A 25400-nucleotide genomic window follows, 5' to 3' on the forward strand; every position below is an offset into this window, starting at 1 on the left:
CATGGCCGCCAAGTGGCTCGAATTCATCACCGGATCGCTCGAGCAGAAGAAGCAGTACCGCGATGCGAAAAAGCGCATCGACGCCCTGCCCGAGCCCTACCGCACCGTCGCCAACGCCCAGCACCGCTACACGATTTACTACGGCGGGATCACCGACGGCGACACCCTCGTGCGGATCTTCCTCGACCTCGCCGACCTCTGGGAGCGCGCAGCCGTCGACGGAACCCCCATCGCCGACATCGTCGGAGACGACCCCGTCGAGTACGCCGAGAGCTACGCCGAGGCGTACGGCGGCTCGCAGTGGGTCGACAAGGAGCGCGCGCGCCTCGTCGAGGCCGTCGACGAGGCCAAGAAGAAGGAGAGTCGATCATGACCACGCCCGCCATCGCCGTCCACGGCATCGAGAAGTCCTACCGCGACCTGCACGTGCTGCGCGGCGTCTCCTTCGAGGTCGAGAAGGGATCGATCTTCGCCCTCCTCGGCTCGAACGGCGCCGGCAAGACGACCATGGTCCGCATCCTCTCGACACTGCTCAGAGCGGATGCCGGCACAGCCGCCGTGCGCGGATTCGACGTCTCCGCCGAGCCCCTGCGGGTGCGCGAGTCCATCAGCCTCACCGGGCAGTTCGCCGCGGTCGACGAGATCCTCACCGGACGTGGGAACCTCGTCCTCGTCGCGAAGCTGCGGCACCTGCCGAACCCCGGGAAGGTCGCCGACGACCTGCTGGCCACGTTCCGTCTGACGGATGCCGGGAGCCGCAAGGTCGGCACGTACTCCGGCGGCATGCGACGGCGACTCGACATCGCCATGAGCCTCGTCGGCGACCCCGAGGTCATCTATCTCGACGAGCCCACCACCGGTCTCGACCCGGAGGCGCGCATCGAGGTGTGGGAGGTCGTGAAGCGGCTCGCCGACTCCGGCACGACCGTGCTCCTCACCACGCAGTACCTCGACGAGGCCGAGCACCTCGCCGATCGCATCGGCATCCTGCACGAGGGCCGCATCATCGCGAACGGCACGCTCGCCGAGCTCAAGGCCCTGCTGCCTCCCGCGAAGGTCGAGTACGTCGAGAAGCAGCCCACCCTCGAGGAGATCTTCCTCACGCTCATCGGCCCGTCGGCTCACGACACAGACAAGGAGAACGCAGCATGACCACTCATTTCGCCGCGGACACGGCGACTCTCACCGGCCGCTCGATGCGGCACATCTTCCGCAGTCCCGACACCATCATCACCACGGCGGTCACCCCGATCGCGCTGATGCTCCTGTTCGTGTACGTGTTCGGAGGGGCGCTGCGCACCAGCACCGGCTCGGAGAACTACGTGAACTACCTGCTGCCCGGCATCCTGCTGATCGCGATCGCATCCGGCATCGCCTACACGGCGTTCCGGCTGTTCACCGACATGCAGAGCGGCATCTTCGAGCGCTTCCACTCCATGCCGATCGCGCAGTCGAGCGTCCTCTGGGCGCACGTGCTGACGTCGCTCACCGCGAACGCCATCACCCTGGCGATCATCTTCGGGGTCGGGTTCGCGATGGGATTCCGCACCGGTGCCGGCGTGCTCGCCTGGCTCGGGGCCATCGGCATCCTGCTGTTGTTCACCCTCGCGCTCACGTGGCTGGCGATCATCGCCGGACTCACCGCCAAGACGGTCGACGGAGCGAGCGCGTTCTCGTACCCGCTGATCTTCCTGCCGTTCATCAGCTCGGCGTTCGTGCCGACCGACACGATGCCGGGGCCGGTGCGCTGGTTCGCCGAGAACCAGCCGGTGACGTCGATCGTGAACACGATCCAGGCCCTGTTCGCCGAGCAGCCCGTCGGGAACGACATCTGGGTCGCGCTCGCCTGGTGCATCGGCATCCTGGTCGTGGCGTACGTACTCGCGATCGTGACGTACCGGAAGAAGATCAGTTGACCTCTCCGAGCGGGACGGGACGCTCCGTCCGGAGTTCACACTCCGGCCGGGGCGTTTCGCTGCGCTCGGATGCGGTCGACGGCTGTGCGGTGTCGAGCCGCCGCGCGGTGCGCAGGAGATCGCACGGTGCGCAGGAGATCGCACGCAACGAAGGAGAGACCCGCGTGAAAGCTCCTTCGCAGCGCGAGATCTCCTTCGTTACGGGCGGCACCGAGTCGGACGCACAGCAGAGCGGATGCCGCGGCCTCACCGCAGCCCGACCGGACCGAGCACCACGGCCTGACGAGTCCGCATCCACCGCACGCCGTGCGCGCGCCGCTCGGCGCGGGTCGCGAAGCGGTACCGGTACGACACCGCCCGCACCCACCGCGGCCGCTTCCCCTCGAACGGATCGGAGCGCAGCAGGGCGAGCGTCGGCGCATCCGCCTCGAGGAGTCGCAGCAGGAACACCGTGAACCAGTCGTCGAGCGAGCGTCCGAGCGGCAGGAACCACATCAGCCAGTCGAGCCGCAGGTGGTACGGCGCGAACTGACCGGGTACGCGCCGCACGTCGCCCGGCTTGCCCTTGAACTCATACTCGCGCCACAGCAGCGCGTCGTCGTCGGCCGAGCCCTCGACGACCAGCTCGATGCGCTCCTTCGTGACCGTGCCGAACGCGCCGTACGCGTTCGCGATCTGCCACCGGTTGAAGCTCGCGTTCATGAGCTGTCGCCGGGCGAAGAGATTGCGCAGCGCCGGCCAGCTCAGCGCAACCACGAGCACGCCGACGGCCGACGTGATCACGAACCAGTACAGCGGGATGCCGGGCCAGGCCGCGCCCGTCTCCTCCGACCCCGCAGAACCGATCCCCGGGAGCGCCACCGCCGAGAACGCGATCACGATCGTCACCCAGTTCAGCCACGCGAAGTTGCCGGTGGCGACGAGCCACAGCTGGGTCCCGATCATGATCAGCGCGGCCGTCGTGCCGATGATCTGCGGGACGGGCCCCGGCACCCAGATCGACAGCAGCGGAGCGAACACGAAGAACGGCACGACGAGCTGCGCGATGTGGTTGCCGACGACCTCCGCCCGGTGGAACCACCTCGGCAGCAAATGTGCCTGACGACTCAGCGGTCCGGGCATCGGCTGCGTCTCATGGTGGTACACGAGCGCGGTGAGGTCTCGCCATTCGCGACCACCGCGGATCTTGATCATGCCGGCTCCGAACTCGACCCGGAACAGCAGCCACCAGAACAGCACGATCACGATCGTCGGCGGCGGCTGATCGTGCGACCCGAGGAACGCCGCGAGGAACCCGGCCTCGAGCAGCAGCATCTCCCACCCGAAGGAGTAGAACGTCTGCCCGATGCTCACGATCGACATGTATCCGAGCCACAGGGCGAGGAAAGCGATCATCGGCACCCAGGGCGGCGCGAGCTGAGGGATGCCGAGCACGAGCACGGCCGCGATCGCGATGCCGTACCAGCACAGGACGATGAGACGCCGATCGGAGTAGCGGATGCGGAGGAAGAGCGTGGGATGCAGCATCCTTCGGCGCGACGGCTTGTCGCCGACCCAGTCGATCAGGGCCGGGGCCGGGAGCAGACCGCGCTCGCCGAGCAGGGGGCGGAACTGGTTCAGCGTCGAGATGAAGGCGACGAGGTACAGCGCCGCGATGCCGCGCTGCAGCACCTCGCGAGCGAACCCGAAGTCGACCGCGGCGAACCCGTCCATGCGGTCAGGCTACGGCGTGATCTTCCGACATCGAAGGGGGTTGCGCCCGCACGCTGTGCAGGAGATCGCTCGCAATGAAGGACGGATACGCCCGGCGACTCCTTCGCAACGCGTGATCTCCTTCGGCAGCGCTCCGGAGGAGGGGGTGCGGGATAGCCCCGGCCGCAGCGAAGACCCCTCCTGCGATGTACGCAGTCTCACTCTCCCGGCTGACGACGGCGCCCCCGCCCGCCGGGAGAGTGGAAGCATGAGAAGAAACCTGCTGACCTCGGTCGCGGCCGTCGGCCTGCTCGCGTCCGTGGCACTCACAGCATCCGGCTGCGCCGTCGTCGACGGGCTCGTCCACAAGCAGAAGTCCGCGGAGTACACGGATGCCGCCGCTTTCGCCGCCGACGGCGACCTCGACGCACCCTGGCTCCCCGCCGACGGCACGCAGATCAGGGTGACTCGGTCGACGCAGGCCGACGATGCCGTCCTCGCCGCCGAGAGCGGGGAAGAGCTCGACCCAGCGGTGTGCGCGGAGGTGCCGCGGCAGTCCGCGCCGGCCTACACGCTGGACGACACGGTCGACGTCTACGACCTCGACACGGTCTTCGCGTGCGGTGACTGGACGGTCGCGAAGACGTCGGACGGGTGGCTGGGCTGGACGCCCAACCACCCCGACGAAGCCGCCCAGAGCCCGACCTCCTGAGGGATCCCGACGACGGAACGTCTCAGATCAGTCGACGACCCAGTCGAACTCCGAGCCGTGCTCCTCGAGCCATGCGTCGACGGCTTCGGCCTCGCGACCCTCGCCGTACTCGTTGACGACGAGGTCCTCCAGTGAGCCGTACTGCGCGTCATCGAGCGTGATCTTCTCGATGAGCTCGGCGGCCTCGGGGTACTCGGCGGCGAAGCCCTTCGTGCCGAGGAAGTGCAGACCCTCGGCCTCGCCCATGGCGCCCTTCGGGTCTTCGAGGTCCTTCACGGGGTACGCGTCGTTGGCCCAGAACGGACGCCACAGGGTCACCACGATGTCCTTCTCGTTCTCGGTCGCCGACTTCAACTCGGTGAGCATCGCAGCGGTCGACGAGGTGACGAGCTCGTAGCCGTCGAGGCCGTACTCGGGCATCATCTTCTGCGTCTGGCCGGTGAGTCCGGCACCCGGCTCGATCCCGTAGATCTTGCCGTCGAACCGGTCGCTCGCTGCAGCGAGCTCGTCGATCGAGTCGATGTCTGTGTACTCGGGGACCGCGATCGTCAGCTTCGCGTTGTCGTAGTACGTGCCGAGGTCTTCGATCGAGTCGCCGTACGTCGCCATGTACTCGGCGTGCGTGATCTCGGGCCACGCCGACGGGAAGACGTCGACGTCGCCCTGCGCGAGCCCCGTGTACAGCGGTCCCGCCTCGGTGAGCGCGTTCATCTCGACGGTGTAGCCGAGCTTCTGGAGCTGATCCTGCAGCAGGTACGCGGTGCTGAGACCGTCGGTCCACGAGGGCAGGAACCCGAGGGTGATCGTGCCCTTGTCGCCGCCGCCCGCAGCATCCGACCCGCCGCCGGCCAGTTCGATCGTTCCGCCGGCGCCGTCGCTCGCGCACCCGGCGAGGGCGAGGGATGCCGCGGCGCCGAGCGCCGCGACGGTGATGAGCCTGCGATTACGCATTCTGGAGCTCCTTCTCTTCGACGGACGCGGATGCCGGGGCGGATGCCGGCGCTGCCTCGATCGCGGCAGCGCGCTGCTGCGCGCGGCGATCGCGGATCAGTGCCAGCAGCGAACCGCGGTTGCGTCCGAGCGTGCCGAGAGCAGCCGTGACGCGGTCGAGGAAGACGGCGATGAGCACGACTCCCAGACCTGCCTCGACGCCCTTGGCGATGTTCACGGTGGAGATGGCCTCGACGACCATCTTTCCGAGCCCGTCGGCTCCGGCCATGCCTGCGATGACGGCCATCGACAGGGCGAGCATGATGACCTGGTTCACACCGGCGAGGATGGTCGGCATGGCGAGCGGAAGCTGGATGCCGCGCAGGATCTGTCCCGGCTTCGCGCCGAACGCCTGTCCCGCCTCGACGGTCTCGGAGTCGACTCCGCGGATGCCGAGTTCGGTGAGGCGCACACCCGGCGGGAGCGCGAAGATCACCGTCGCGACCAGACCGGGCACGACACCGATGCTGAAGAACACGATGGCCGGGATCAGGTAGACGAACGCGGGCATCGTCTGCATGAAGTCGAGCACCGGCTTGAGCACCGCCCGCACGGTCGCGTTGCGCGCAGACCAGATGCCGAGCGGGATCGCGATGATCACGGCGACGAGTGCGGCGACCAGCACGAGGGCGAGCGTCTGCATCGCGGGGACCCAGAGGCCCATCGCGACGATGAGTGTGAACGAGATCACGGTCCCGATCGCGAGCTGCCACGACCGCACGAGCCACGCGATGAGCGCGGCGACCACGATCACGACGTAGAAGTACGGCAGGAGCAGCAGGAAGGTCAGGCCCTGCACGAGCGAGGTGACGACGAACGACACCACGTCGAGCAGGCCGTCGAGGTTGGTCTTGATCCAGTCGACGCCGGATGCGACCCAGGAGCCGAGGGGGATGCGGAAGCCATCCATCAGCGCACCTCCTCTGCCATCGGGGTTCCCGAGCCGGTCGACGGAGCCGGTTCAGCGGTCCACCCGTCGTCGAGTACGGCGTCGATCTCGGCCTGCGGCATGGGCAGCAGCGGCAGGGTGAGCTCGCCTGTGGCGCCGGGACCGGGGCCGAGCGCTGCGAGCAGGGTGATGCGGGGGATGACGCCGACGAGGCGTCCGTCGGCGTCGACCACCGCGAGCGGCAGCGGCGACTCGACCGAAGGAATGAAGAGGTTCATGAGCACCTCGTCGACGCTCACGCTCTGCGGCACGGGCTTGAGGATCGACTCGAGAGTCGTCACACCCTTGCGCACCAGCTTCACGGCATCCCGGTCGGTGACGATGCCGAGCAGCGTGCGGTCGCGGCCCGTGACGTACGTCGCCGACATGAAGGCGTCCCGCATCTGGCGGAGCGCCGTGCGCGGACCGGCCGTCTCGGCGACGACGGGGCGTGGGCGCTCCATGACGTTGCCGGCCGTGAGCACGCGGGCCCGGTCGACGTCCTGCACGAACTGCTCGACGTAGTCGTTGGCCGGGTCGGTGAGGATGTCCTCTGGTGTGCCGATCTGCACGATGCGGCCGTCGCGCATCACGGCGATGCGGTCGCCGAGGAACATGGCCTCGTTGAGGTCGTGCGTGATGAACACGATGGTCTTCTGGAACTTCTCCTGCAGCTCGAGCAGCTGCTCCTGCATCTCGCGCCGGATCAGCGGGTCGAGGGCACTGAACGCCTCGTCCATCAGCAGGATGTCGGTGTCTGCGGCGAGCGCGCGGGCGATGCCGACGCGCTGCTGCATTCCGCCGGACAGCTCGGACGGGAGCTTGTCGGCCTGACCCTCGAGGCCGACGAGGGACAGGATCTCCTCGGCCTTCGCGAGGCGCTCGGACTTTCCGACGCCCTTGAGCTCGAGCGGGTAGGCGACGTTCGCGGCGACCGTGCGGTGCGGCAGCAGGGCGAAGTGCTGGAACACCATCGAGATGCGGTCACGGCGGATCTCGCGCAGGCGCGAACCGGGGATGCCGGTGATGGCGTCTCCGCCGACGAGCACGGAGCCGTCGGTGGCCTCGTGGAGACCGTTCAGCATCCGGATGATGGTGGACTTGCCGGAGCCGGAGAGCCCCATGATGACGAAGATCTCGCCGCGCTTCACGGTGAAGCTGGCGTCGATGACGGCTGCTGTCCCGTTCTCGGCGACGTCGGTGCGGGTCTCACCGGCTTTCAGGCGTCGCACCGCCTGGTTCGTGTTCTTGCCGAACACCTTGTACAGATTGCGCGCTTCTAGAGCGATTTCGGACACGTTTCCCCCGCGGCTCGCCTTCGGGTGGCTGAGCCTGCTTCGGTTACGCCCGGGTGACGCTCCCGGCCGTTTCGACATGGTGCTGTGGCGGCACGGACGGCGGATTTCGGATCCCCCGCGATAGAGCATCGACCGTACGCCCACGCCTCTTCGCAGCACAGCACATTCGAAAGAAGGACGCGGTCGCGGACTGGTCTTCGGGCCATCAGGCCCACAGACCAACGTAACGAAATGGCCGGTCAGCGCCAAATCCGGGTTTGCTAGTCTGCCTGACTTTCCGCGTCTGACCGGGGGATTGCGCGGCGTCCGTCGCGCGTGTCGTCGGGCCCGCCCAGCCGCCTCCCGACTGTTCGGCTCACCCTTCTCGGCATCCGAGAGCTCGGAACTACCAATGTTCCAGCATTGTGCGACGGGCTGTCCCACGGGTCGGGATGAGCGGCTACCGTGTGCTGATGCGAGTGGGCGTCTACATCGATGGGTTCAACCTGTACTACGGCGCGCGTCGGATGTGCGGGCGCGGCGTTGCGGGCTGGCGGTGGCTCGATCTCCGCGCCCTGTCGCAGACCATCGTGTCCGGCCCTGGCGCATCGTGGACGCGAGCGCGCATCGAACGGGTGACCTACTGCACTGCGCGCATCAAGGGCGCGGGCAACGAATCGGGGCAGCAGGATCAGGACACCTACCTTCGCGCCTTGAAGGCGCACGGCGCCGTAGACGTCATGGCGATGGGCACTTACGTTTCCCGAGTGGCAACTGCTCCGCTGGCAACGGCGGACAAGAGGCAACGCCCGGTTCTCACACGCCCGAGCTGGCCGGTGATGGTCCGCGACGCTCGTGGCGCGGACGCCCCTGATGCCACATTCATGGCCTCGGTCGCGCGTCGCGAGGAGAAGGGGTCGGATGTCAACGTGGCGTCGCACCTGCTCCTGGATGTCTTGGAGCGACGCGTCGACGCGGCGATCGTGATCAGCAACGACAGCGATCTCGAGTTTCCGATCAAGCAGGCGCGGGCACGCGTTCCGGTGGGAACAGTAAACCCGACCGTCAGTTACCTCGCCGGCGCCCTGGCTGGTTCGAACACCGATGGGGTAGGTGGTCACTGGTGGCATCGATTGACCGTGGCGGAGATCACCGGATCTCAGCTGCCACCGACCGTCGGAAAGGTTACCCGCCCGCCTGGCTGGTGATCCGACTCATGCTCGGGACGCTGATCGCACGTCCCGCGTCCGGCGGACGACGGCGGTTCCCTGCTAGACTCAGCTCATACCACTCGGTCCCTCTGGGGCCGAGTTTTCTTTTGCCGACGAATCGACAGCGGCGCCGGGCGCGCCGTCAGCGACGGATGCTGCGCGTCACCGTGAACTTCGGGGTGCGATGCACCTGCTCCGTCGGCCCCACAAGGCGAGTCAGTTCGGCGCGATACCCCAGCGACGAGTTGTACACCGTGAAGAGCTCGCCACCCGGGCGCAGGATTCGCGCGGCGGCCTCGAACAGCCGGATCGCGGCACCCGTGTGCACGCTCGTACCGAGGTGGAACGGCGGATTGAGCAGGACGACGTCGGCGCTCCGGTCGGAGACCTCCGACGCCGCGTCGTCGTGCATGACGTCGATCCGGCCGGCGATGCCGTTCGCCGCGGCCGTTGCCCGGGCCGAGGCGACCGCTGCGGCCGAGCGGTCGGTCGCGATCACGCGGACGTCGGGGTGCGCGAGCGCGTAGGAGACGGCGAGGGCACCGGTGCCGCAGCCGAGGTCGACGACGGTCGGCGGGCTTGCACCCGGCGCATCGCCGGCTTCAGCCCCCGGGTCCGCGCCACCCCGACCGAGGCCGAGCGCGTCGAGCAGCACCCGCGTGCCGATGTCGAGCTTCGCGCCGGCGAAGGCGCCGCCGTGCGCGACCAGCGTGAGCCCATCGTGCTGCTGCCTCACGGGGAAGGGCGGTTCGCCCGCGGCATCCCGAGGTTCCGAGGCGATGATGAGCCGCGACTTGCGCTCCGCCCGCTGCGCCTGAACGACGGCGAAGCTGCGGGCGAGCACTTCGTTCTGCGCGAGAGTCATGTGCTTGACCCGGCCGCCTGCGACGAGCACGACGTTCGGCGCGGCCCAGCGCGCGACGGCATCCGCGACCTCCTCGAGCTCGGCGAGCGACTTCGGCAGCTGCAGCAGCACGAGTCGCGCGCCCGTGAGCAGTTCGGCGTCCAGCTCGTGCGACGCGAAGCCTGTGAGCCCGAGCTCGGCGGCGTTGAGGTCGAGCGCGCGGCGGCCGGTCGCGAGGTCCTGGTGCACGCGAACGCCGGCGTGGCCGCCCGCCGTGAGCGCCAGGGTGATGGCACCGTACTCGTCGCCGATCACGGTGATCTCTTCGCCCGGCACGTCGAGAGCCAGCGCCCGGTCGACGAGCAGCAGGTCGGTCGCGTCGTACGCCTGCAGGTTCTCGGCCTCGACGTCGGGGCGACGACGCAGGCGGCCGTAGGGGAACTCCACCCGTCCACCCTACGAGCGCCGCCTTACGGAGGGTCTGCGGTCGTAACCGCGTTTCGTCTCGCTTCGCTCGAAACGCGGCACCATCCGCGGAACTCCGACCCCGCACCCCTTGCGGAGGAAACACGATCGTCACACAATGGTCATCTAATAGATCATTCTGATCTATTAGATGGATCACGACGACGTATCCCGAGGAGCCTCCGCATGACCCTGACCATCGCCGGACTGCAGCACGACGGCGTCGCCGGCGACGTCGAGGCGAACCTCGCGGTCATCGCGGAGGCCGCACGGACGGCGGCATCTCACGGCGCCGGCATGCTCGTCACCCCCGAGATGTTCGTCACCGGGTACAACATCGGCGATGCGCTGGCACCGCTCGCCGTGCCCGAGCTCGTCGACCGCGTCGCCGCCATCGCCCGAGAGGCGGGCATCGCGATCATCGCCGGCCTCCCTGAGACGCTCCCCGATGGCGGCATCACGAACTCGCTCGTCGCGATCGACCGGAGCGGGGCCGAGCTGCTTCGCTACCGCAAGACGCACCTCTTCGGCGACCTCGATCGCAGTCTCTTCGTGGCGGGCGACACCCTCCCGCCCACGATCGACATCGACGGCGTGAAGGTCTCGGTGCTTATCTGCTACGACGTCGAGTTCCCCGAGACCGTGCGCGCCGCGGCCCTCAGCGGAGCGGATGCCGTCATCGTCCCGACCGCGCAGATGGAGCCCTACGCGCACATCGCCGAACGGCTCATCCCCGTGCGGGCGTGGGAGAACCAGGTGCACGTCGTCTACGTCAACCGCACCGGCACCGAAGGCGACCTGACGTATGTCGGCCGCAGCAGCATCGTCTCCCCCGACGGGGTCGTGCTCGACTCCCTCGGACCCACCGACACCGGCCTCCTGATCGCCACGATCGATCCCGAGGCCACGCGACGCGCGCGACGGGAGAACCCGTACCTCGCCGACCGCCGCACCGATCTGTACTGACCCCCTCCTCTCCGCATCCCTCTCCGGATGCTCGTCGAAAGAGACCACATGACCGTCTCCCCTCTCGCCGAGCCGCGCCAGCGCCTCGACGGCCAGCTCGGCACCGGCGCGATCGTCTTCATGGTGATCGCCGCCGCCGCTCCCCTCACCGTGATCGGCGGCAATGTGCCGATCGCCATCGGCTCGGGCAACGGCGCCGGCGCTCCGATCGGCTTCGCCCTCGCGGCCGTGATCCTGCTCGTCTTCTCCGTCGGATTCGTCACGATGACGCCGTTCGTGAAGGAGGCCGGCGCGTTCTTCTCGTACGTGACAGCCGGGCTCGGATCGCGGTTCGGACTCGGCTCGGCGTTCACCGCGCTCGTCGCGTACACCGCGATCCAGGTCGGCGTGTACGGGTACATGGGGTGGGCGGTCGACGATCTCGTGACGTTCTTCGGCGGACCGAGCCTGCCCTGGTGGCTCTACTCGTTCGCGACCATGGCGATCGTGGCCGTGCTCGGTTACCGGCACATCGAACTGAGCGCCAAGGTTCTCGGCATCGCGCTCGCGCTCGAGATCCTCGTCGTCGTCGTGCTCGACGTCGTGATCTTCGCCACCGGCGGCGCCGAGGGCATCGCGCTCGAGACCTTCGACCCGGCGAACGTGTTCACCGGCGGCATCGGCGTGGCCGTGCTGTTCGCCCTCACCGGGTTCATCGGGTTCGAGGCGACGGCGGTGTTCCGCGACGAGGCCCGCGCGCCCGAGCGCACCATCCCGCGGGCGACGTACCTCGCGGTGATCATCATCGGCGTCTTCTACGCCATCTCGTGCTGGGCGCTCGTCACCGGTGTGGGCGCGAGCAACGCGGTCGCCGTGGCGCAGCAGACCCTCGCGGGCGAGGGCAACCTGCTGCTCGACACGACGACCCGGTATCTCGGGCCGATCTTCCGCGACGTCGTGCAGGTGCTGCTCATCACCAGCCTCTTCGCCTGCGTGCTCTCGTTCCACAACGTGATCGCCCGCTACCAGTTCACGCTCGCGAACAAGGCCGTGCTCCCCGCGCGACTCGGACGCCGTCACGCGACCCACCACTCCCCGGCGTTCTCCTCGATCGTGCAGACCATCACCGCCGCCATCGTGCTGGCCGCGCTCGCGCTGCTCGGCCTCGACCCCCTCGTCGGCGTCTTCGGCTCGATGGCCGGCGTCGCGACCGTGGGCATGGTGCTGCTGATGCTGACGACCTCGATCGCGGTGCTCGTGTTCTTCGCCCGACGCCCGGGTCTCGCATCCGGTCGCTCGGTGAAGGCGCGGGTCTTCCCCATCCTCGCGGTGATCGGCCTCGCCTCCGCACTGTGGCTCGTCCTGTCGAACTTCACACTCGTGACCGGCGGCAGCGTAGCGGTGAGCATCGTGCTCGCGCTGATCCCCGTCGCCGCGATGGCGATCGGTATCGTGGCGGGCAGGCGGTTCCACCTCGACGCCGAACTCGTCGAGCACCCCGCCGCACCGGATCGCACGGAGGAACGCGCGACGAGCTGAGTCGGGGTCGCCCCGGCCGACCGGTGCCGACCGAGAGACGCACACGATGGACCTGGCCTCCCCGGCACTCGGCGCGATCCGCCGCACGACCGCCGTCGACACGGTGCGTGCGCGGATCTCGCTGGCCGTAGAGCTCGGGATGCTGGCACCGGGGCAGCGTCTGCCCAGCACCGAGGACACGGCTCGCGCGTTCGAGGTCAGCGAGATGACGGTGCGACGCGCATACCGCGCGCTGAGCGACGAGGGCGTCGTCGTCCGGCGCAAGGGCCACGCCGGCGGCACGTTCATCGCCGACGCACCGGCGGTGGGCACGGTCGTCGAGATCGACGCGTACCGGGCGGATGCCGCGCACGTGCACGCTCTGATCGACCAGCGCGCCGCGCTCGAGGCCGGGCTCGCCGCGATCGCCAGCGCCTCCGCCGACGAGGGGGCACTGGCGCAGCTCGACGCCCTCGTCGAGGAGATGCGCTCAGTGCCCGACTGGACCGGCTTCCGCACCGCCGACGCCGCGTTCCACGAGGTGCTGGTCGGGATGGCGGGCGCGGCCGGAGCCGTCGACCTGCACCAGCGCGTCTCGCATGAGCTCTACGCGTACTTCATCCCCTATCGCATCGACTACCTGCGCGAGTCCAACGAGGAGCACGCGCGGCTCGTCGACGCGCTGCGTGCGAAGGATGCCGCGACCGCGAGCCGCCTCGCCTTCGACCACGTCGCCGAGCTGCACGGGTCGATGTACGTCGGGAGTCCGGGCGCCTGAGCCGCGTTCCGTCTCGCTCCGCTCGCTCGACGACCCGGTGGCCCACGTCGGTCGCCCCCGTGTAGGTTCCCACCCAGAATGGCGGAGGATGAGTGGATTCCGCGACAGTTGCGATTGGTCGCGGGCCGGAGATTCCACACAAGAGGGCGGATTCTTACAGAGGGCCCCCGGGACCAGAGTTGACGCCCCCGGCCGGGTTGCTCTGAGGGGCAGATCACATGCGCCTTCCCGAGGGTATCTCCGGATCCATCCGGGTCGCGCGACCGTCTCAAGCGGGGCGTACTGCCTGGGAGGCGGTCAGCCGTCCAACTCCGGGTGGTAGTACCCGAGGAGGGCCCTTGTCAGCTGCTCGCCCCGTACCGCCACCGCAGTCAGGTCCTCAGCTCTCATCGCGGCAAAGTTGGTCGGGTAGCGGTCAACGCGCGCGCGTGGGACCAAGTCGGGCAAAGGCGTGGGCAGGTTCTGATCGCGCATGCCGAGGTAGGCGTGAACAAACCCCTTGATCTGACCTGAGGAGGCGGCGTCGTGGATGCGGCTGCGACTGGCGTCCTGTGTCTTCGCGTAGGTGATGTCGAAACTCTGCGAAAGCCTGCTGACGAAAAAGCGCGCGGCGCGGCGGTGGGAGCGTCCCCGGCCGGCATCGGCGGCGATGAGAAAGTCCAGGTCGTACGCGTGGTTCGTATGGGCAATGGACCGGTTCGGCAGCAGCGGGCTCAGGCCGAGGTTGTCGTAGACCCCGCCGTCGGTCATCACGACTTTCCGTGCAGCTCGAGCGCCGTTGTGGTCCTCGAATTCGTACGTCCTGGCCATCGCAGGCAGCAGGAGTGGGAACGCTGCCGACGCCGCCACAGCCTCGGCGACTGTCACGGGATCGATGATCTTGCCGTGAGCGGAGCAGGAGCTCACTTGGCTGCCGAAGCGCACAGCGTTGCCGGTGACCATGTCCGTCGCGGACAGCACGACGGACATGTCGGGGTGGGTGACGTCCTGCAAGCTGCGACTGCCGAACTCCCGCGACGAGAGCGCGGAGACCAGGGCATCCGTGCGGGAGTAGCCGCGGTGCTTCCCCGGCACGACGGCGCGCAACGCGCTCCCGGTACTTTTCAGCGCGGCGCCGGGCGCAAACGCACGCCGGACCAACTCGGACTGCAGTCCGCTGCGGAGCAAACGGGTCACGGAATCGTCGAACTCGGCGAAATCGGCGGGACCGTATGCCCACATGGCCGTCAGCAGACTTCCACCGCTGATCCCCGACACCACGGAGACCCACCGCAACAGGTCACGGTCGTGAAGAGCACGCAGGCACCCGAGACCGAATGCTGTAGCGCGGAAACCGCCCCCGGACAGGGCCAGCCCGATCCGCGGGGACGTCAACGTTCGGCCCTCGCTGTCGACGGGTAGGTGAACCCGCCCGGGAACCAGTGCGTCTCCCCGATGGTGAGGTAATACGGCGAGTCCGTCGACGGCCTTCGGGCGGTGTCGTCGCGGCGCACGACCCGCGCGTAGACGCGTGGTGGTGTCCCGTTCTGAAGCCATCCGTCCCACTCAGGAGATGGTCCGCCGAGAATGACCATGAGCGCGCGGCGCCCAGCGCCTCGCGGGGTCACGATCTGCGACATGCCCCTGTCATCGATGTCGCTCGGCCGCGCCGGCCCGTAGGGGTGCGTGTGCCACATACCGACGAATCCGACTCGAGCGCCCGTGTTGCGCAGGCTGGCGTCGACGAGTTCCTGGGTGCCGTCGACACCGTGGTCGAGGTAGATCGGGGACAGGTGACTGTCCGGCGGGGGCCCGGCGGCGGCGTCGACGTGGACGGTGCGCGTCGCGTCGTCGATGGCGCCAAGGAGCATCCCCCCGGTTTCGACGCTCGCGCCGCGAATGCGTGCGCCGCGACGCGCTTCAGTGCGGATCTCGGCCAGTGCGCGCGTGCTGAGCAGCACTTCGTATTGTCCCGAATCGTCAGCGACGGCCACGTCGTTCGACCAAGAAAGCGGTCGTGGAGGGTGACCCGACGCGGGTGGCGCGAGATAGACGGCGACTGCGGTCATGGGGGTAGCTGCGGAATCGGTGAGCACCCGGAGCGCCGCCCACAGGAGTCCTGCCGCCAGAGCCACCGTCTGCGTCGAGGAACCGGTGAAGGTCGGTGAGGAGCAGCCCGGCTCGGGGAAGAACATGTCGGTCCGGGGAGCAGCGGGAAAGAAGTCTTCGGCGATGTCGGCCCAGCCGGCGGGAGGGTTGGAAGTGATGTCAATCGCGGTACGGCGCAGGATGTCGTGCGTCGCCCCGGTAGCGCCGGGCAGCGAGACGGTAACCAGTCCCCGCTCCGCGGTGTGCCCGAAGACGGCACCGATGGTCGCGGGCCATTGCGCACGGTCCGGGGCTCGAGCCGCTTCCAATGCGGTGCGCACGCCCACATCCGCGGTCGCATCGATGACGAGGTCGTAGGTCAGGATCTGCTCCGGTTCCTGGAGAATCCCGGTGACGATATTCACGCGCGAAGCGGTGACGGTCAGATCGTCGCGAACCCGGGACAGGCGTGCGGCGAGACGTTCCGCCTTGTTGTATCCGATGTCGTCGTCGTCATAGGGCTGCCGGACGAGGATGCCAGGTCCCACCGTGCCCTTGTCGATCACATGGAGTGCTGCGACGCCCGCGCGGACGCACTGCTCAGCGATTGGAGCGCCGAGCGCCCCGGCCCCGAGAAGGAGGACTCGCTTGCCTGCCAACCAGGCCGACACCGAGCCGGTGTCGCGACGGCGCGTGACCTCCGCCCTCGCCTCGTGGACGATCATCCACTGGACCTTCGCGAAACCCAGCCAGGATTCCGCGAGTTCGCGCACATCCGCCGCGAGTTTCTCGTTCTCCGGGCGGATGCTCTGCAGCAAATCGGTGATCTTGGAGCCGAGGTCGTCCAGGTGCCAGCTCGTGATGTGGGCGAGAGGTTCGCCGGGATCCAACCGGCGCGCTGGGGTGGCCAGCAGCATCATGGCCGGCACTGCTTCGGTGCCGCTCACGGCGTGCCCGAGCGCCTTGTTGATGGTCGATGCGCGAACGAGAGCAGTCAGAAGCGCTTCTCGGGGAACGCCGTATCCGTCGAGGGCTTCGGCAAGCGCCGCAGCCGACGCCGGGTACTCCATGTCGAGGACATCGCTGATGACGATGGTGGGCGCCGCGAACAGCGGGCGGCCTGCAGCATCGCGGCTGGCTTCGTCGCCCGCTTCGATCACCCGCTCGTAGACCTGGAGGGGTGTGAGCCATTCGAGGACGTCGACCCGCGACCCCTTCTGCACGCACCATGCATAGAGGATCTTGACGCGGTCGCCGTCGGGGTTGCGCCATGGGACCAGATCTCCGAGATCGGGACGCAGCACGATCCATCCGTTGGCGTACGAGCCGTACGCGACCGGGGGGTGCAGCGGCTGACCTGCGGGATCCAGTTCGCCGGCGGCGGCGCGCTGCAGCCACAACATCAGCCGCGACACCAGGCCTCTCATACCGTCTGCGGGGTTCCATTCCACCGATGGTGCGGCGTACAAGCACAGCAGGGACCCCCATTGGACGTGCGGAGTGTCGGCCCACCGTCGGTGTCGAACCATCACGGAGGGATAGGAATGGGGGTACGACGGGTCGACGAGGATCTCGAATCGCTCTCGGCTGCGCACCGAGATCCCTGAGCCCGAGGTCACCACCCCCGCGGTATTCAGAGAGATGCTGAAGACCGTCGACTTATCGTCCGCGACGGAGCCGAGAACTTGGATCGCACCGCCGCTGACGTCCGCGAGGTCCGCGAGCTGCTGTGCGGCGAGGTCGCTCACCGACCGAATCCGATGGGATTCTCCGGCGCACTCTGGCCGCCGCGATCAGCTGCGATAGCGTCCTGGACCTGATCGGCCCCGGAGGTCTCCGCCCCCGCTGCAGCAGCAGGAAGCGCGTGCGCAAGGCTCACCGCCGCCGCCGTTACAGCGGCGAAACGACGCCCCACCGCCGACGAGGACAGTTCGAGGGCGGCTTCCTGCGCGGACTTCGCGAGCAGCTCGCCCCGGATCACGCGGGCCCCGAACGCGTCGACGCCGAACACGACCGGGCTGGGCGCGAGCTCGTCCATCCAGGACATCGTGCAGATCAGCTCGTCCGCGATCTCGGCGTACCGATCCGCCGCCATCCGGTGAGGCGGGTTGTGACCGTCCACGTCGACCGTGGGGAAGATGGCACTGCTCGCGACGATCGCGGCTCCCAGCCGCGCATTTCGTTCGAATGCGTCCAGGACGTCCTGTTGCAGGATCTCCGCGCCGTCGGCGTCCTTCTTGTACATCACGCGCTTCGAACAGTGATGCGGTGCCAGGAGCAGATCCCACTGGAGGTACTGCTCGCGGTCGTAGTACTCGCTGTAGTTGAAGATCTTCATGATGGTGTCGTGGGCGAGGTCTCCGAACAGGAGGACCTTCCCGTCAACCCCGGACTCATCGGTGAGCGTGACCTGCATCGACAGCGACGTCTCATTGCGCGCGGCGGCCGCGTCCTCCTTGAAGGGCGCGTGGATGAACGCCTCAAAGGTCCCGGAACGATCGTGACCGTCGAGCATGGACAACGACATACCCGGATATGCCAGGTACTCGTCCGGGAGGTCGTTGTATGCGTGCGAGCTGTGCTCGTTGTCGTATCCGACGACGCGGATCCGATCGCCGCTGCCGGGAGCGCCGCCCGCGCTCACCGCCAGCCGTGTCGCGTTGATGCGGCGCTCTGACTCCTCACGGAATGCCACGGCGTCCGGGCACAGCTCGGGAGCATCGGGATCGTTGTACTCGCGCCACAGCCGCGGAGTGGACCAGAGCTCGCCGATACGCACCCGATTCAGCAGGTCCGCGAAACCCAGACAGTGATCCTTGTCCGCGTGCGTCAAGACGAACGTCGCCAGGTACGGCTCGCCGTCGACAAGCGGCAGAGCGTCAACGAGCCGATCCACCACGGCGACCTCCGGATTGGCATTATCGTCCGCCTTGGCCAGGTCGTGCAGGTCGACCTGAACCACGACCGTGTCGTCAACGACGACCGTGGTGCTGTCGCCGGTACCCACCGGCCAGAAGATCACGCCACGCGCGGGAAGTCCCTCCGAATACATCGCACGCCTCTCTATCTGCTCCGGTCAGCGCCTGGAGCTTGCTCGGGTGCTCGACACGCTACCCGCACCCACCGACACCGGTACCAACTGGCCCAATGTCGCACGAAGATCGTTATCGGACTGCGGGGAACGCCATTCGGGAAGTTCGAGGTGGTCGGCGCAGACCGCTACCTTCGTGGCCCCGGGAGCGTCTTGGACGCCCAGTCGAGCGGGTTCGGCTCGCATTGGACCACACGGTCGTGCATCGGTTCGCGGGATATTCGGGGAGCCGCGCCACCCGAAAGGCGCCTCCTTCTCGTGGACGTGACGGAACCGCCACATGCCGTCACTTCAGTGTGAACGCACAATGATCGCCGAGAACCTACACCCGGGCGAGAACATGGTTGACACAGTTCCGGTTCAGTGGTTACCTAGTCGAGTAACTAACCCACCAACCACCGCGGAGGACTCGTGATCGAAGAAGGCAAGCCGCTCTTCCTCCAGATCGCCGAGCAGATCGAGGACTCGATCATCGACGGTTCGCTCGCGGAGGAGACCAAGGCGCCTTCGACCAACGAGCTCGCCGGCTTCTACCGGATCAACCCCGCCACGGCAGCGAAGGGAGTCGCCATGCTCACCGACAAGGGAGTGCTGTACAAGCGCCGCGGCATCGGCATGTTCGTCGCCGAAGGCGCTCGGGAGATCGTGCTGGGCGAGCGCCGCGCCGCGTTCGCCGACCGCTACCTCGATCCGCTCCTCGCCGAGGCCCGCACCCTGGGCCTGAGCGCCACCGACCTCGCCGCCCTGCTCACCGAGCGGGCGGCCTCCACAGAAGGGAAGAACCCCGCATGACCGCCGTCATCGAGGTGCAGAACCTCACCAAGCGCTATAAGGACAAGCGTGCGCTCGACAACGTGTCGTTGACGCTCGAGGCAGGCTCGATCTACGGACTGCTCGGGCGCAACGGCGCGGGCAAGACGACTCTCATGTCGATCCTCACCGCGCAGAACTTCGCCACTTCCGGAGACGTCAGGGTCTTCGGAGAGCAGCCGTACGAGAACGCCCGCGTGCTCGACCGGGTCTGCTTCGTCCGCGAGAGCCAGAAATACCCGGATGACGCGTACCCGCGTCATGCCTTCAAAGCCGCGAGCCTGTTCTTCCGCAACTGGGACCAGGAACTGGCCGAGGAGTTGATCGAGCAGTTCCAGCTGCCGATGAAGCAGACGATCAAGAAGCTGTCGCGCGGACAGCTCTCGGCCGTCGGAGTCATCATCGGACTCGCCTCCCGCGCCGAGCTGACGTTCTTCGACGAGCCCTACCTGGGTCTCGACGCCGTGGCACGGCAGATCTTCTACGATCGCCTGCTCGAGGATTACGCCGAGCACCCGCGCACGATCATCCTGTCGTCGCATCTCATCGACGAGGTCTCGAACCTCATCGAGAAGGTCATCGTGATCGACAACGGTCGGATCCTCCTCGAGGAGGACACGGATGCCGTGCGCGACCGCGCCGTGACAGTCGTCGGCGATGCGGAGAAGGTCGACGCCTGGGCGTCCGGCCGCGAGGTGCTGCATCGCGAGTCGTTGGGCCATGTGGCTTCGGTCACCGTCCTCGGACACGTCTCGGCGGCCGAGCGCGCCGAGATCTCGGCATCCGGTCTCGATCTCGCGCCGGTCTCGCTGCAGCAGCTGGTCGTCCGACTCACGCAGAAGGCGGAATCCGCGACCAAAGACGCCGCCGTCAAGGAAGGAGTCCGCTGATGCGACGCACACTCAACGTCATCCGCCTGCAGCTGATCAACCGCCAGACCTTCATCTGGGTTCCGCTGATCGTGCTCGGCTCCGCCGTCGTTATCTCGGTGCTCATCTACGCCATGATCCCGGTCGACGGCCCGAAGTACGGCGGTGGCGGGCAGGCCCCGCTCTGGTACTTCTTCGCGATCGGCATGGGCGCGATGACGTACACGTTCCCGTTCTCGCAGGCGATGAGCGTGACGAGGCGGGACTTCTTCCTCGGCACGCTGGCCACCGCCGTGCTGGGCAGCGCGCTGCTGGGACTGGTCTTCCTCCTCGGCGGAGCGATCGAGCTCGCGACGAACGGCTATGGCGTGAACGGTTACGTCTTCCATCTGCCGTGGCTGTGGGAGGCAGGGCCGCTGGGCGCGTTCGTCGTGTTCTTCACACTGGCCCTGCTGCTGTTCCTCTTCGGGTTCACGGGCGCCACGATCTACAAGAGCTGGGGTCCGCTGGTGCTGACGATCGTCGGCGTCGGGCTCGCGCTCGTCCTGCTCGGCCTCGTCTTCCTCGTGACCCGCCTGGAGCTGTGGCTGCAGGTGTGGCGCGCGATCGGCGACCTCGGCGCGCTGGGACTGGCGCTGTGGGGACTCGTGATCGTAGCCGTGCTCGCGACCGTGTCGTTCCTCGCATTCCGACGCGTGACCCCATAGGTCGCTCGGGCTCGGGCCCCGCTCCACTTCGGGGGCCGACACGCCGATCGGCGGACTGCTTCACAGCATCCGTCCGACATCCGGCGGGTCGGCCCCCGACGTGTCTGTGTGGGATGCCGGATGCTGCTCTACCCGGCACGGATCCGGGAGGCAACCCCGTTCGACTGCGCCGCACCAGCGGCTATCGTCGGCCTGCGGGGAGGACGACCGAGAGGATGCCGTGACGAAGATCCGCACGCGAATCCGCGAACGCCGACCGGCCGTCGTGGAGTCGCTGCGCGAGGCCGTGCAGCCCGCGCGACTGCTGCTCGTGGCGAAGACCGCTCTCGCGGTGGGACTGGCGTGGTGGATCGCCCCGCACATGCCGGGCGTCACCGATCAGTACCCCTACTACGCCCCGCTCGGCGCCCTCGTGAGCATGTATCCGACGCTGATGGGATCGGTGCGGTCGAGTCTGCAGACGCTCTCGGGCCTGGTCGCCGGAATCGGCCTCGCCACCCTGGTGATCGTGACGGTCGGCCCGAACTGGTGGACGATCCCCGTCGTCGTCGGCCTGGGCGTTCTGGTCTCGGGCACGGGCTGGTTCGGCGCCGGCAAGGAGTACGTGCCGATCGCCGCCCTCTTCGTCTTGATCATCGGGGGGCAGGACGCCGAGAACTACTCCCTCGGCTACCTCACCCAGATGGCGGTCGGCGTCGTCGTCGGACTCATCGTCAACCTGCTGATCGCCCCTGCCCCCACGACCCTGGCCGCGGCCGCACGGGTCGACGCGTTCCGCCATCAGCTCAGCGACCACCTGCACGACATCGGCTACGCGATCACGGAGTCGTGGCCACCCGAGCACGAGCAATGGGCGGAGGATGCCGCGTCGCTCGCCGACACGACGTCGTCGCTGCGCACGACGCTCGCAGAGGCGGACGACAGCCGCCGCGTGAATCCTCGCGCGCGGGGCGGCCGCGGCGAGACGCTGCATGTGCACGAGGATCTCACCCGACTCGACCGCATCGCGCACCTGATCCGCGACATCGCCGACGCGACGGCCGACACGATCTGGGATCGCCCTGGCGCGATGCCACTCGACCCCGAACTGCCCGAGCCCCTGGCGGCCTCCTGCCACGCCGTCGCCGACGTGATCGCCGTGGAAGACCCGTCGTCGGCCGACGCCCACCGCCTGCGCGGCGAAGCGGCCCGAGCCATCCGGATGCTGCTCGAGAGGGTCGACGACCGCACGATCGACGCCGGCCGCACGATGGGTCCCGGCGTGCTCGCGGCGATGCATCTGCGCCGCATCCTCATCGTGAGCGGCACCGGGAACGAAGCACGCGACTGACGTCGTTGGTCAGGGGAACCCAAACCGGAGAGCTTCGGACGGCGGGTCGCACCACGACATGCGGATGCCGAGGGCTCGGCATCTCCGTTTTCCGCGCGGGCCGTCGGCGGCGCGGCCGCGCGGCCGCTACAGGGACCCGGTCAGCGCCGCGATGCTGGCGAGCACCGACGCCAGGGCCAGCACGAGGGCGATCGAGATCAGCACCACGTGCACGGTGAGGAAGGCCGTCGGCTTGCCCGCGGCATCCCTGGCGCGCGGATCCTTCGCGATTCGGGCGTAGAACCGCGGCCAGACGAGGGCGTTGAAGGCGGCGTTGAGGAACAGGAGCACGGCGAGGACGGTCACCCTCTCCACGGTATCCGCTCCCCGGGATCGGCCCGTCGACGAGCCGGCGCGGGAGATCGACCGAGTCCATGTATCAGCAGCCTCTTGCCGCACTCCTGATAGGTGTGATCACAATGAGTCTCATGATCGACGGCCCACCCGGAGCCGGCCTCGATCCTGCACCGGACGACGGCGTGGCACGCTGGAAGCTCGCCGCCGGATACTTCGACGCATGGCGGGACGGCGACAGCCGCGCGATGGACGACCTCGTGCGGCTGATGACGCCTGTGCTCTGGCACGTCGTGCGCGCCTACGGACTCGAGCGCACGCTCGCCGAGGACGTGATCCAGACGACCTGGATGCAGCTGGTGCGCGGCGGGCGCTCGATCACCGAGTCGCGCGCGATCGCCGCCTGGCTCACCACGACCGCGAGGCGCGAGGCCTGGCGGGCGGGCAAAGCGCACGGACGGGTCGACACCACCGAGACGGATGCTCTCGACGCGCTACTCCCCGAGCAGGAGTCCGCCGAGGAGCACGCCGCGATCGGCGATCAGAACCGCCGCCTCTGGGCGGCCGTCCGCCTCCTCGCCGATCGGTGCCAGCGGCTCCTGCGGGTGATCGCCTTCGAAGATCGGCCGGACTATGCACGGCTGGCCGCCGATCTCGGCATGCCCGTCGGCAGCATCGGCCCGACCCGGCGGCGCTGCCTTGCGAAGCTGCGAGCGTTGCTCGACGCCCCGACCACGCGGACGGAGGGCGCACCATGAGCGAGCACGATCGGGAGGATGCTGCGCTGTTCGCCCAGCTGCGCGCGCTCTGGCGCGACGTCGATCCGATGCCGGCGACGCTCATCGACCGGATGATCGCGGCCGTCGCCGCCGAGGGCCTCAGCGAGGAGTACGCCCTGCTGACGCTGGTCGAGCAGCCGCTCGGCGCGGTGCGCAGCGACACCGACGCCCTGACTCTGCAGTTCAGCGACGGCACGACGAGCATCCTGCTGCACGTCACCCGGACTGCGAGCGGACGCCACCGGGTCGACGGATGGGTCGACACCGCCGCCGCGGTCATCGAGCTCGCGCAGGGCGAGCGGGTGCGCCGCACAGAGCCCAGCGAGACCGGACGCTTCGCGTTCGACGAGGTCCCCGACGGGTTCACCCGCGTGCGCCTCACCACCACCGTCGGCGACGAGGAACGCACGCTGTCGACACCGCAGTTCGAGTTGTGATCCACCGCGGGTCCGCCCGCACACATCGCGGGTCTGCCCGCACAGGATGCGGGTGCGCCCGCGAGGAGGGGACCGACCATGGAGCAGCCGAGGGGATGGAGCTGGCAGGACAGAGCGGAGGGATCGATCCGTCGAGGGACGGCGCTCGATCCGAACGTCGAACCGGTGGCGGGCGTCCGCGCCTTCCCGACCGCGTATCTGCCCGAGCGGCTGCTCATCACATTCGACCGCGACAGCGACCATGAGGCGTACGACGGCGAAGTGAAGGCGCTCCGCGAGGCCGCGGCATCCTTCGGCTGGCAGCTCGACGTCGAGTCGCCCGAGTCGCGCCTGTACGCCGATGATCTGCTGCCCGGGGTGCCGGGATTCCTGCGCGCCCACCTCACGACGCCCGACGAGCCGGTGCGCGGGGAGTCGCCCGTTCCACCGGACGCGTGGCGCGTCCTGCAGCGCGCCCGGCGCAGCACCCGGTCGCCGATGCCGCGGACCAGCCTCGAGCACGTGCTGTCGATCGATCCGGTCGGGCTCAATCCGTTCAGCCGCACGAACCCCTTCAGCCGCACGAACCCGTTCAGCCGGACGAACCCCGTGCGCGGAGCCGGAGCGGGCGGCAGCGACGACTACCTCGAGCCGGGGCGGGGCGCCCGGCAGCCGGTGAGCTGGCTGGGCCCGGCACCGCGCCGCGGACCATCACCGAAGCGCGGACGACGCCCCGTGGTCGCGGTGCTCGACACGGGCTGCGGCGTGCACGACTGGCTGCCCGACGACATCGTCACCCGGCATATCGAGCTCGACGGCCTTCCCGTCGGTCTCACCGACGACGCCGACCCCGAGCGCTACCCCGACCTGTACGGCCAGCTCGACGGCGAGATCGACGCGGTCGCGGGGCACGGAACGTTCATCGCCGGCATCATCCGCCAGACCGCGCCGGATGCCGACATCCTGTCGGTGCGCATGGCCGGTGCCCTGGGAGTGATCGACGAGAGCACGTTCCTCACGACGGTCGCGCAGGTGGTCGAGCTGCTGCGGCGGCACCGGGAGGACCCGTCGACCGGGCATCCGATCGACGTGCTCAACCTGTCGCTCGGGTACTACCACGAGACCCCGCAGGACGGCCTCTTCAGCACCACTCTCACGGCGCTGCTGACCAAGGCCAGGGAGCTCGGCTGCGTCGTGGTGTGCTCGGCCGGCAACGACGCGATCGACCGGCCGTCGTTCCCGGCCTCGCTCTGGCCGTGGCCCGGGTCCGACAACGGCATCCCGCACGACGACGACGCCCCGCATGTGTCGGTCGGGGCGCTGAACCCCTCGGCGCGCTCGGTCGCGCTGTTCTCGAACGTCGGCCCGTGGGTGCAGGTGTACGCGCCGGGCGCGGGGGTCGTCAGCACGTCGCCGGCGTTCGTCGGCGGGGAGCAGGCGTCGTGCCGCGCCGACATCGACGGACTGCGCCGCGAGACGATCGATCCCGACGACTACCGCGGCGGATTCGCCATCTGGAGCGGCACCTCGTTCGCGGCGCCGTATGTCGCAGGGCGCATCGCGGCGCAGCTCGGGGTCGTGCCAGGAGAGGGCGTGTCGACAGCGACTGCGGCGAAGGCCGTCGCGGCCGTGCTGAAGACGCTGCCGGCGCCTCGGGAGTAGCCACTCGTAACGGCGTCCGGCGACGGATGCCGTCACGACCCTTCCGCGCCGCGTTGTCGA

The 25400-nt window shown here is 68.5% G+C and carries 24 protein-coding genes; 15 read left to right on the forward strand and 9 right to left on the reverse strand.

Annotation, left to right across the window (positions count from 1 at the left end):
* The first annotated feature begins 1 nt into the window (after position 1).
* Genes RAC81_RS07625 through RAC81_RS07635 form a run of 3 tightly spaced genes read left to right on the forward strand, consistent with a single transcriptional unit; the run spans position 2 to position 1916 of the window.
* Positions 2-373 carry a DUF1048 domain-containing protein gene (locus tag RAC81_RS07625; RefSeq protein WP_375081797.1) on the forward strand — a complete coding sequence of 124 codons (372 nt, stop codon included), beginning with the start codon at positions 2-4 and terminating at the stop codon, positions 371-373.
* Positions 370-1152 (forward strand): ABC transporter ATP-binding protein, encoded by a 783-nt coding sequence (locus RAC81_RS07630; RefSeq protein ID WP_375081798.1) that lies wholly within the window; start codon positions 370-372, stop codon positions 1150-1152. The genes RAC81_RS07625 and RAC81_RS07630 overlap by 4 nt, the downstream gene beginning before the upstream one ends.
* Positions 1149-1916 (forward strand): ABC transporter permease, encoded by a 768-nt coding sequence (locus RAC81_RS07635; protein WP_375081799.1) that lies wholly within the window; start codon positions 1149-1151, stop codon positions 1914-1916. The genes RAC81_RS07630 and RAC81_RS07635 overlap by 4 nt, the downstream gene beginning before the upstream one ends.
* Positions 1917-2162: 246 nt before the next feature.
* Here the strand turns inward: RAC81_RS07635 and RAC81_RS07640 are convergent, their stop codons facing one another.
* Positions 2163-3629 (reverse strand): lipase maturation factor family protein, encoded by a 1467-nt coding sequence (locus RAC81_RS07640; protein ID WP_375081800.1) that lies wholly within the window; start codon positions 3627-3629, stop codon positions 2163-2165.
* 247 nt (positions 3630-3876) lie between these two features.
* On the opposite strand from RAC81_RS07640, the gene RAC81_RS07645 reads away from it, so the two are divergent.
* Positions 3877-4320, forward strand: coding sequence for a hypothetical protein (locus tag RAC81_RS07645; RefSeq protein WP_375081801.1), 444 nt, complete (start codon positions 3877-3879; stop codon positions 4318-4320).
* 27 nt (positions 4321-4347) lie between these two features.
* On the opposite strand, the gene RAC81_RS07650 is transcribed toward RAC81_RS07645, so the two are convergent.
* The 3 genes from RAC81_RS07650 to RAC81_RS07660 are packed head-to-tail and all read right to left on the reverse strand — an operon-like array spanning position 4348 to position 7536.
* Positions 4348-5271 carry a glycine betaine ABC transporter substrate-binding protein gene (locus tag RAC81_RS07650; protein ID WP_375081802.1) on the reverse strand — a complete coding sequence of 308 codons (924 nt, stop codon included), beginning with the start codon at positions 5269-5271 and terminating at the stop codon, positions 4348-4350.
* Positions 5264-6220: an ABC transporter permease gene (locus tag RAC81_RS07655; RefSeq protein ID WP_375081803.1), complete on the reverse strand. Its 957-nt coding sequence runs from the start codon at positions 6218-6220 to the stop codon at positions 5264-5266. The genes RAC81_RS07650 and RAC81_RS07655 overlap by 8 nt, the downstream gene beginning before the upstream one ends.
* Positions 6220-7536 (reverse strand): glycine betaine/L-proline ABC transporter ATP-binding protein, encoded by a 1317-nt coding sequence (locus RAC81_RS07660; protein WP_375081804.1) that lies wholly within the window; start codon positions 7534-7536, stop codon positions 6220-6222. Before RAC81_RS07660 ends, RAC81_RS07655 begins: the two co-directional genes overlap by 1 nt.
* Before the next feature lie 431 nt (positions 7537-7967).
* On the opposite strand from RAC81_RS07660, the gene RAC81_RS07665 reads away from it, so the two are divergent.
* Positions 7968-8723: an NYN domain-containing protein gene (locus tag RAC81_RS07665; RefSeq protein ID WP_375081805.1), complete on the forward strand. Its 756-nt coding sequence runs from the start codon at positions 7968-7970 to the stop codon at positions 8721-8723.
* A gap of 145 nt (positions 8724-8868) precedes the next feature.
* Here RAC81_RS07665 and RAC81_RS07670 read toward each other — a convergent pair whose 3' ends face one another.
* Positions 8869-10017, reverse strand: coding sequence for a class I SAM-dependent methyltransferase (locus tag RAC81_RS07670; RefSeq protein WP_375081806.1), 1149 nt, complete (start codon positions 10015-10017; stop codon positions 8869-8871).
* 204 nt (positions 10018-10221) lie between these two features.
* On the opposite strand from RAC81_RS07670, the gene RAC81_RS07675 reads away from it, so the two are divergent.
* The 3 genes from RAC81_RS07675 to RAC81_RS07685 are packed head-to-tail and all read left to right on the forward strand — an operon-like array spanning position 10222 to position 13276.
* The gene (locus RAC81_RS07675; protein WP_375081807.1) at positions 10222-11001 is read left to right on the forward strand and encodes a carbon-nitrogen hydrolase family protein; all 780 of its coding nucleotides are present in this window, start codon (positions 10222-10224) and stop codon (positions 10999-11001) included.
* A gap of 48 nt (positions 11002-11049) precedes the next feature.
* A complete protein-coding gene (locus tag RAC81_RS07680; protein WP_375081808.1) occupies positions 11050-12519 on the forward strand; it encodes an APC family permease in 1470 nt (489 codons plus the stop codon).
* 46 nt (positions 12520-12565) lie between these two features.
* A complete protein-coding gene (locus RAC81_RS07685; protein ID WP_375081809.1) occupies positions 12566-13276 on the forward strand; it encodes a FadR/GntR family transcriptional regulator in 711 nt (236 codons plus the stop codon).
* A gap of 297 nt (positions 13277-13573) precedes the next feature.
* Here the strand turns inward: RAC81_RS07685 and RAC81_RS07690 are convergent, their stop codons facing one another.
* From RAC81_RS07690 to RAC81_RS07700, 3 genes are read right to left on the reverse strand one after another with little or no spacing between them, the layout of a single operon-like run.
* Positions 13574-14650 carry a patatin-like phospholipase family protein gene (locus tag RAC81_RS07690; protein ID WP_375081810.1) on the reverse strand — a complete coding sequence of 359 codons (1077 nt, stop codon included), beginning with the start codon at positions 14648-14650 and terminating at the stop codon, positions 13574-13576.
* Positions 14647-17091, reverse strand: coding sequence for a ThiF family adenylyltransferase (locus tag RAC81_RS07695; RefSeq protein WP_375081811.1), 2445 nt, complete (start codon positions 17089-17091; stop codon positions 14647-14649). The genes RAC81_RS07690 and RAC81_RS07695 overlap by 4 nt, the downstream gene beginning before the upstream one ends.
* The gene (locus tag RAC81_RS07700) at positions 17088-18350 is read right to left on the reverse strand and encodes a hypothetical protein (RefSeq protein ID WP_375081812.1); all 1263 of its coding nucleotides are present in this window, start codon (positions 18348-18350) and stop codon (positions 17088-17090) included. Before RAC81_RS07700 ends, RAC81_RS07695 begins: the two co-directional genes overlap by 4 nt.
* A 495-nt stretch (positions 18351-18845) precedes the next feature.
* Between RAC81_RS07700 and RAC81_RS07705 the strand changes: the two genes are divergently transcribed.
* The 4 genes from RAC81_RS07705 (at position 18846) to RAC81_RS07720 (ending at position 22150) form a co-directional block, all read left to right on the forward strand.
* The gene (locus tag RAC81_RS07705) at positions 18846-19226 is read left to right on the forward strand and encodes a GntR family transcriptional regulator (RefSeq protein ID WP_251584766.1); all 381 of its coding nucleotides are present in this window, start codon (positions 18846-18848) and stop codon (positions 19224-19226) included.
* A complete protein-coding gene (locus RAC81_RS07710) occupies positions 19223-20134 on the forward strand; it encodes an ABC transporter ATP-binding protein (RefSeq protein WP_375081813.1) in 912 nt (303 codons plus the stop codon). The genes RAC81_RS07705 and RAC81_RS07710 overlap by 4 nt, the downstream gene beginning before the upstream one ends.
* Positions 20134-20820 (forward strand): hypothetical protein, encoded by a 687-nt coding sequence (locus RAC81_RS07715; RefSeq protein WP_375081814.1) that lies wholly within the window; start codon positions 20134-20136, stop codon positions 20818-20820. Before RAC81_RS07710 ends, RAC81_RS07715 begins: the two co-directional genes overlap by 1 nt.
* A gap of 220 nt (positions 20821-21040) precedes the next feature.
* Positions 21041-22150 (forward strand): aromatic acid exporter family protein, encoded by a 1110-nt coding sequence (locus RAC81_RS07720; protein ID WP_375081815.1) that lies wholly within the window; start codon positions 21041-21043, stop codon positions 22148-22150.
* Positions 22151-22276: 126 nt separating this feature from the next.
* Here RAC81_RS07720 and RAC81_RS07725 read toward each other — a convergent pair whose 3' ends face one another.
* Positions 22277-22495, reverse strand: coding sequence for an SCO4848 family membrane protein (locus RAC81_RS07725; protein WP_375081816.1), 219 nt, complete (start codon positions 22493-22495; stop codon positions 22277-22279).
* Positions 22496-22617: 122 nt separating this feature from the next.
* On the opposite strand from RAC81_RS07725, the gene RAC81_RS07730 reads away from it, so the two are divergent.
* The 3 genes from RAC81_RS07730 to RAC81_RS07740 all read left to right on the forward strand — a co-directional run bounded on the left by RAC81_RS07730 (position 22618) and on the right by RAC81_RS07740 (position 25340).
* Positions 22618-23241, forward strand: coding sequence for an RNA polymerase sigma factor (locus RAC81_RS07730; protein WP_375081817.1), 624 nt, complete (start codon positions 22618-22620; stop codon positions 23239-23241).
* Positions 23238-23699, forward strand: a complete 462-nt coding sequence (locus RAC81_RS07735; RefSeq protein WP_375081818.1) for a hypothetical protein — start codon at positions 23238-23240, stop codon at positions 23697-23699. Before RAC81_RS07730 ends, RAC81_RS07735 begins: the two co-directional genes overlap by 4 nt.
* Before the next feature lie 78 nt (positions 23700-23777).
* Complete coding sequence (locus RAC81_RS07740) at positions 23778-25340, forward strand: S8 family serine peptidase (protein WP_375081819.1); 1563 nt, start codon at positions 23778-23780, stop codon at positions 25338-25340.
* Positions 25341-25400 lie beyond the last annotated feature (60 nt).

Source organism: Microbacterium sp. CR_7 (genome assembly GCF_041954755.1).
GTDB lineage: Bacteria > Actinomycetota > Actinomycetes > Actinomycetales > Microbacteriaceae > Microbacterium.

Excerpts from the sequence above, each read along its gene's own strand:
- RAC81_RS07625 (WP_375081797.1), top strand. The coding sequence starts at position 2 with ATGGCCGCCAAGTGGCTCGAATTCATCACCGGATCGCTCGAGCAGAAG.
- RAC81_RS07630 (WP_375081798.1), top strand. The coding sequence starts at position 370 with ATGACCACGCCCGCCATCGCCGTCCACGGCATCGAGAAGTCCTACCGC.
- RAC81_RS07635 (WP_375081799.1), top strand. The coding sequence starts at position 1,149 with ATGACCACTCATTTCGCCGCGGACACGGCGACTCTCACCGGCCGCTCG.
- RAC81_RS07640 (WP_375081800.1), bottom strand. The coding sequence starts at position 3,629 with ATGGACGGGTTCGCCGCGGTCGACTTCGGGTTCGCTCGCGAGGTGCTG.
- RAC81_RS07645 (WP_375081801.1), top strand. The coding sequence starts at position 3,877 with ATGAGAAGAAACCTGCTGACCTCGGTCGCGGCCGTCGGCCTGCTCGCG.
- RAC81_RS07650 (WP_375081802.1), bottom strand. The coding sequence starts at position 5,271 with ATGCGTAATCGCAGGCTCATCACCGTCGCGGCGCTCGGCGCCGCGGCA.
- RAC81_RS07655 (WP_375081803.1), bottom strand. The coding sequence starts at position 6,220 with ATGGATGGCTTCCGCATCCCCCTCGGCTCCTGGGTCGCATCCGGCGTC.
- RAC81_RS07665 (WP_375081805.1), top strand. The coding sequence starts at position 7,968 with ATGAGCGGCTACCGTGTGCTGATGCGAGTGGGCGTCTACATCGATGGG.
- RAC81_RS07675 (WP_375081807.1), top strand. The coding sequence starts at position 10,222 with ATGACCCTGACCATCGCCGGACTGCAGCACGACGGCGTCGCCGGCGAC.
- RAC81_RS07680 (WP_375081808.1), top strand. The coding sequence starts at position 11,050 with ATGACCGTCTCCCCTCTCGCCGAGCCGCGCCAGCGCCTCGACGGCCAG.
- RAC81_RS07685 (WP_375081809.1), top strand. The coding sequence starts at position 12,566 with ATGGACCTGGCCTCCCCGGCACTCGGCGCGATCCGCCGCACGACCGCC.
- RAC81_RS07710 (WP_375081813.1), top strand. The coding sequence starts at position 19,223 with ATGACCGCCGTCATCGAGGTGCAGAACCTCACCAAGCGCTATAAGGAC.
- RAC81_RS07715 (WP_375081814.1), top strand. The coding sequence starts at position 20,134 with ATGCGACGCACACTCAACGTCATCCGCCTGCAGCTGATCAACCGCCAG.
- RAC81_RS07730 (WP_375081817.1), top strand. The coding sequence starts at position 22,618 with ATGATCGACGGCCCACCCGGAGCCGGCCTCGATCCTGCACCGGACGAC.
- RAC81_RS07735 (WP_375081818.1), top strand. The coding sequence starts at position 23,238 with ATGAGCGAGCACGATCGGGAGGATGCTGCGCTGTTCGCCCAGCTGCGC.
- RAC81_RS07740 (WP_375081819.1), top strand. The coding sequence starts at position 23,778 with ATGGAGCAGCCGAGGGGATGGAGCTGGCAGGACAGAGCGGAGGGATCG.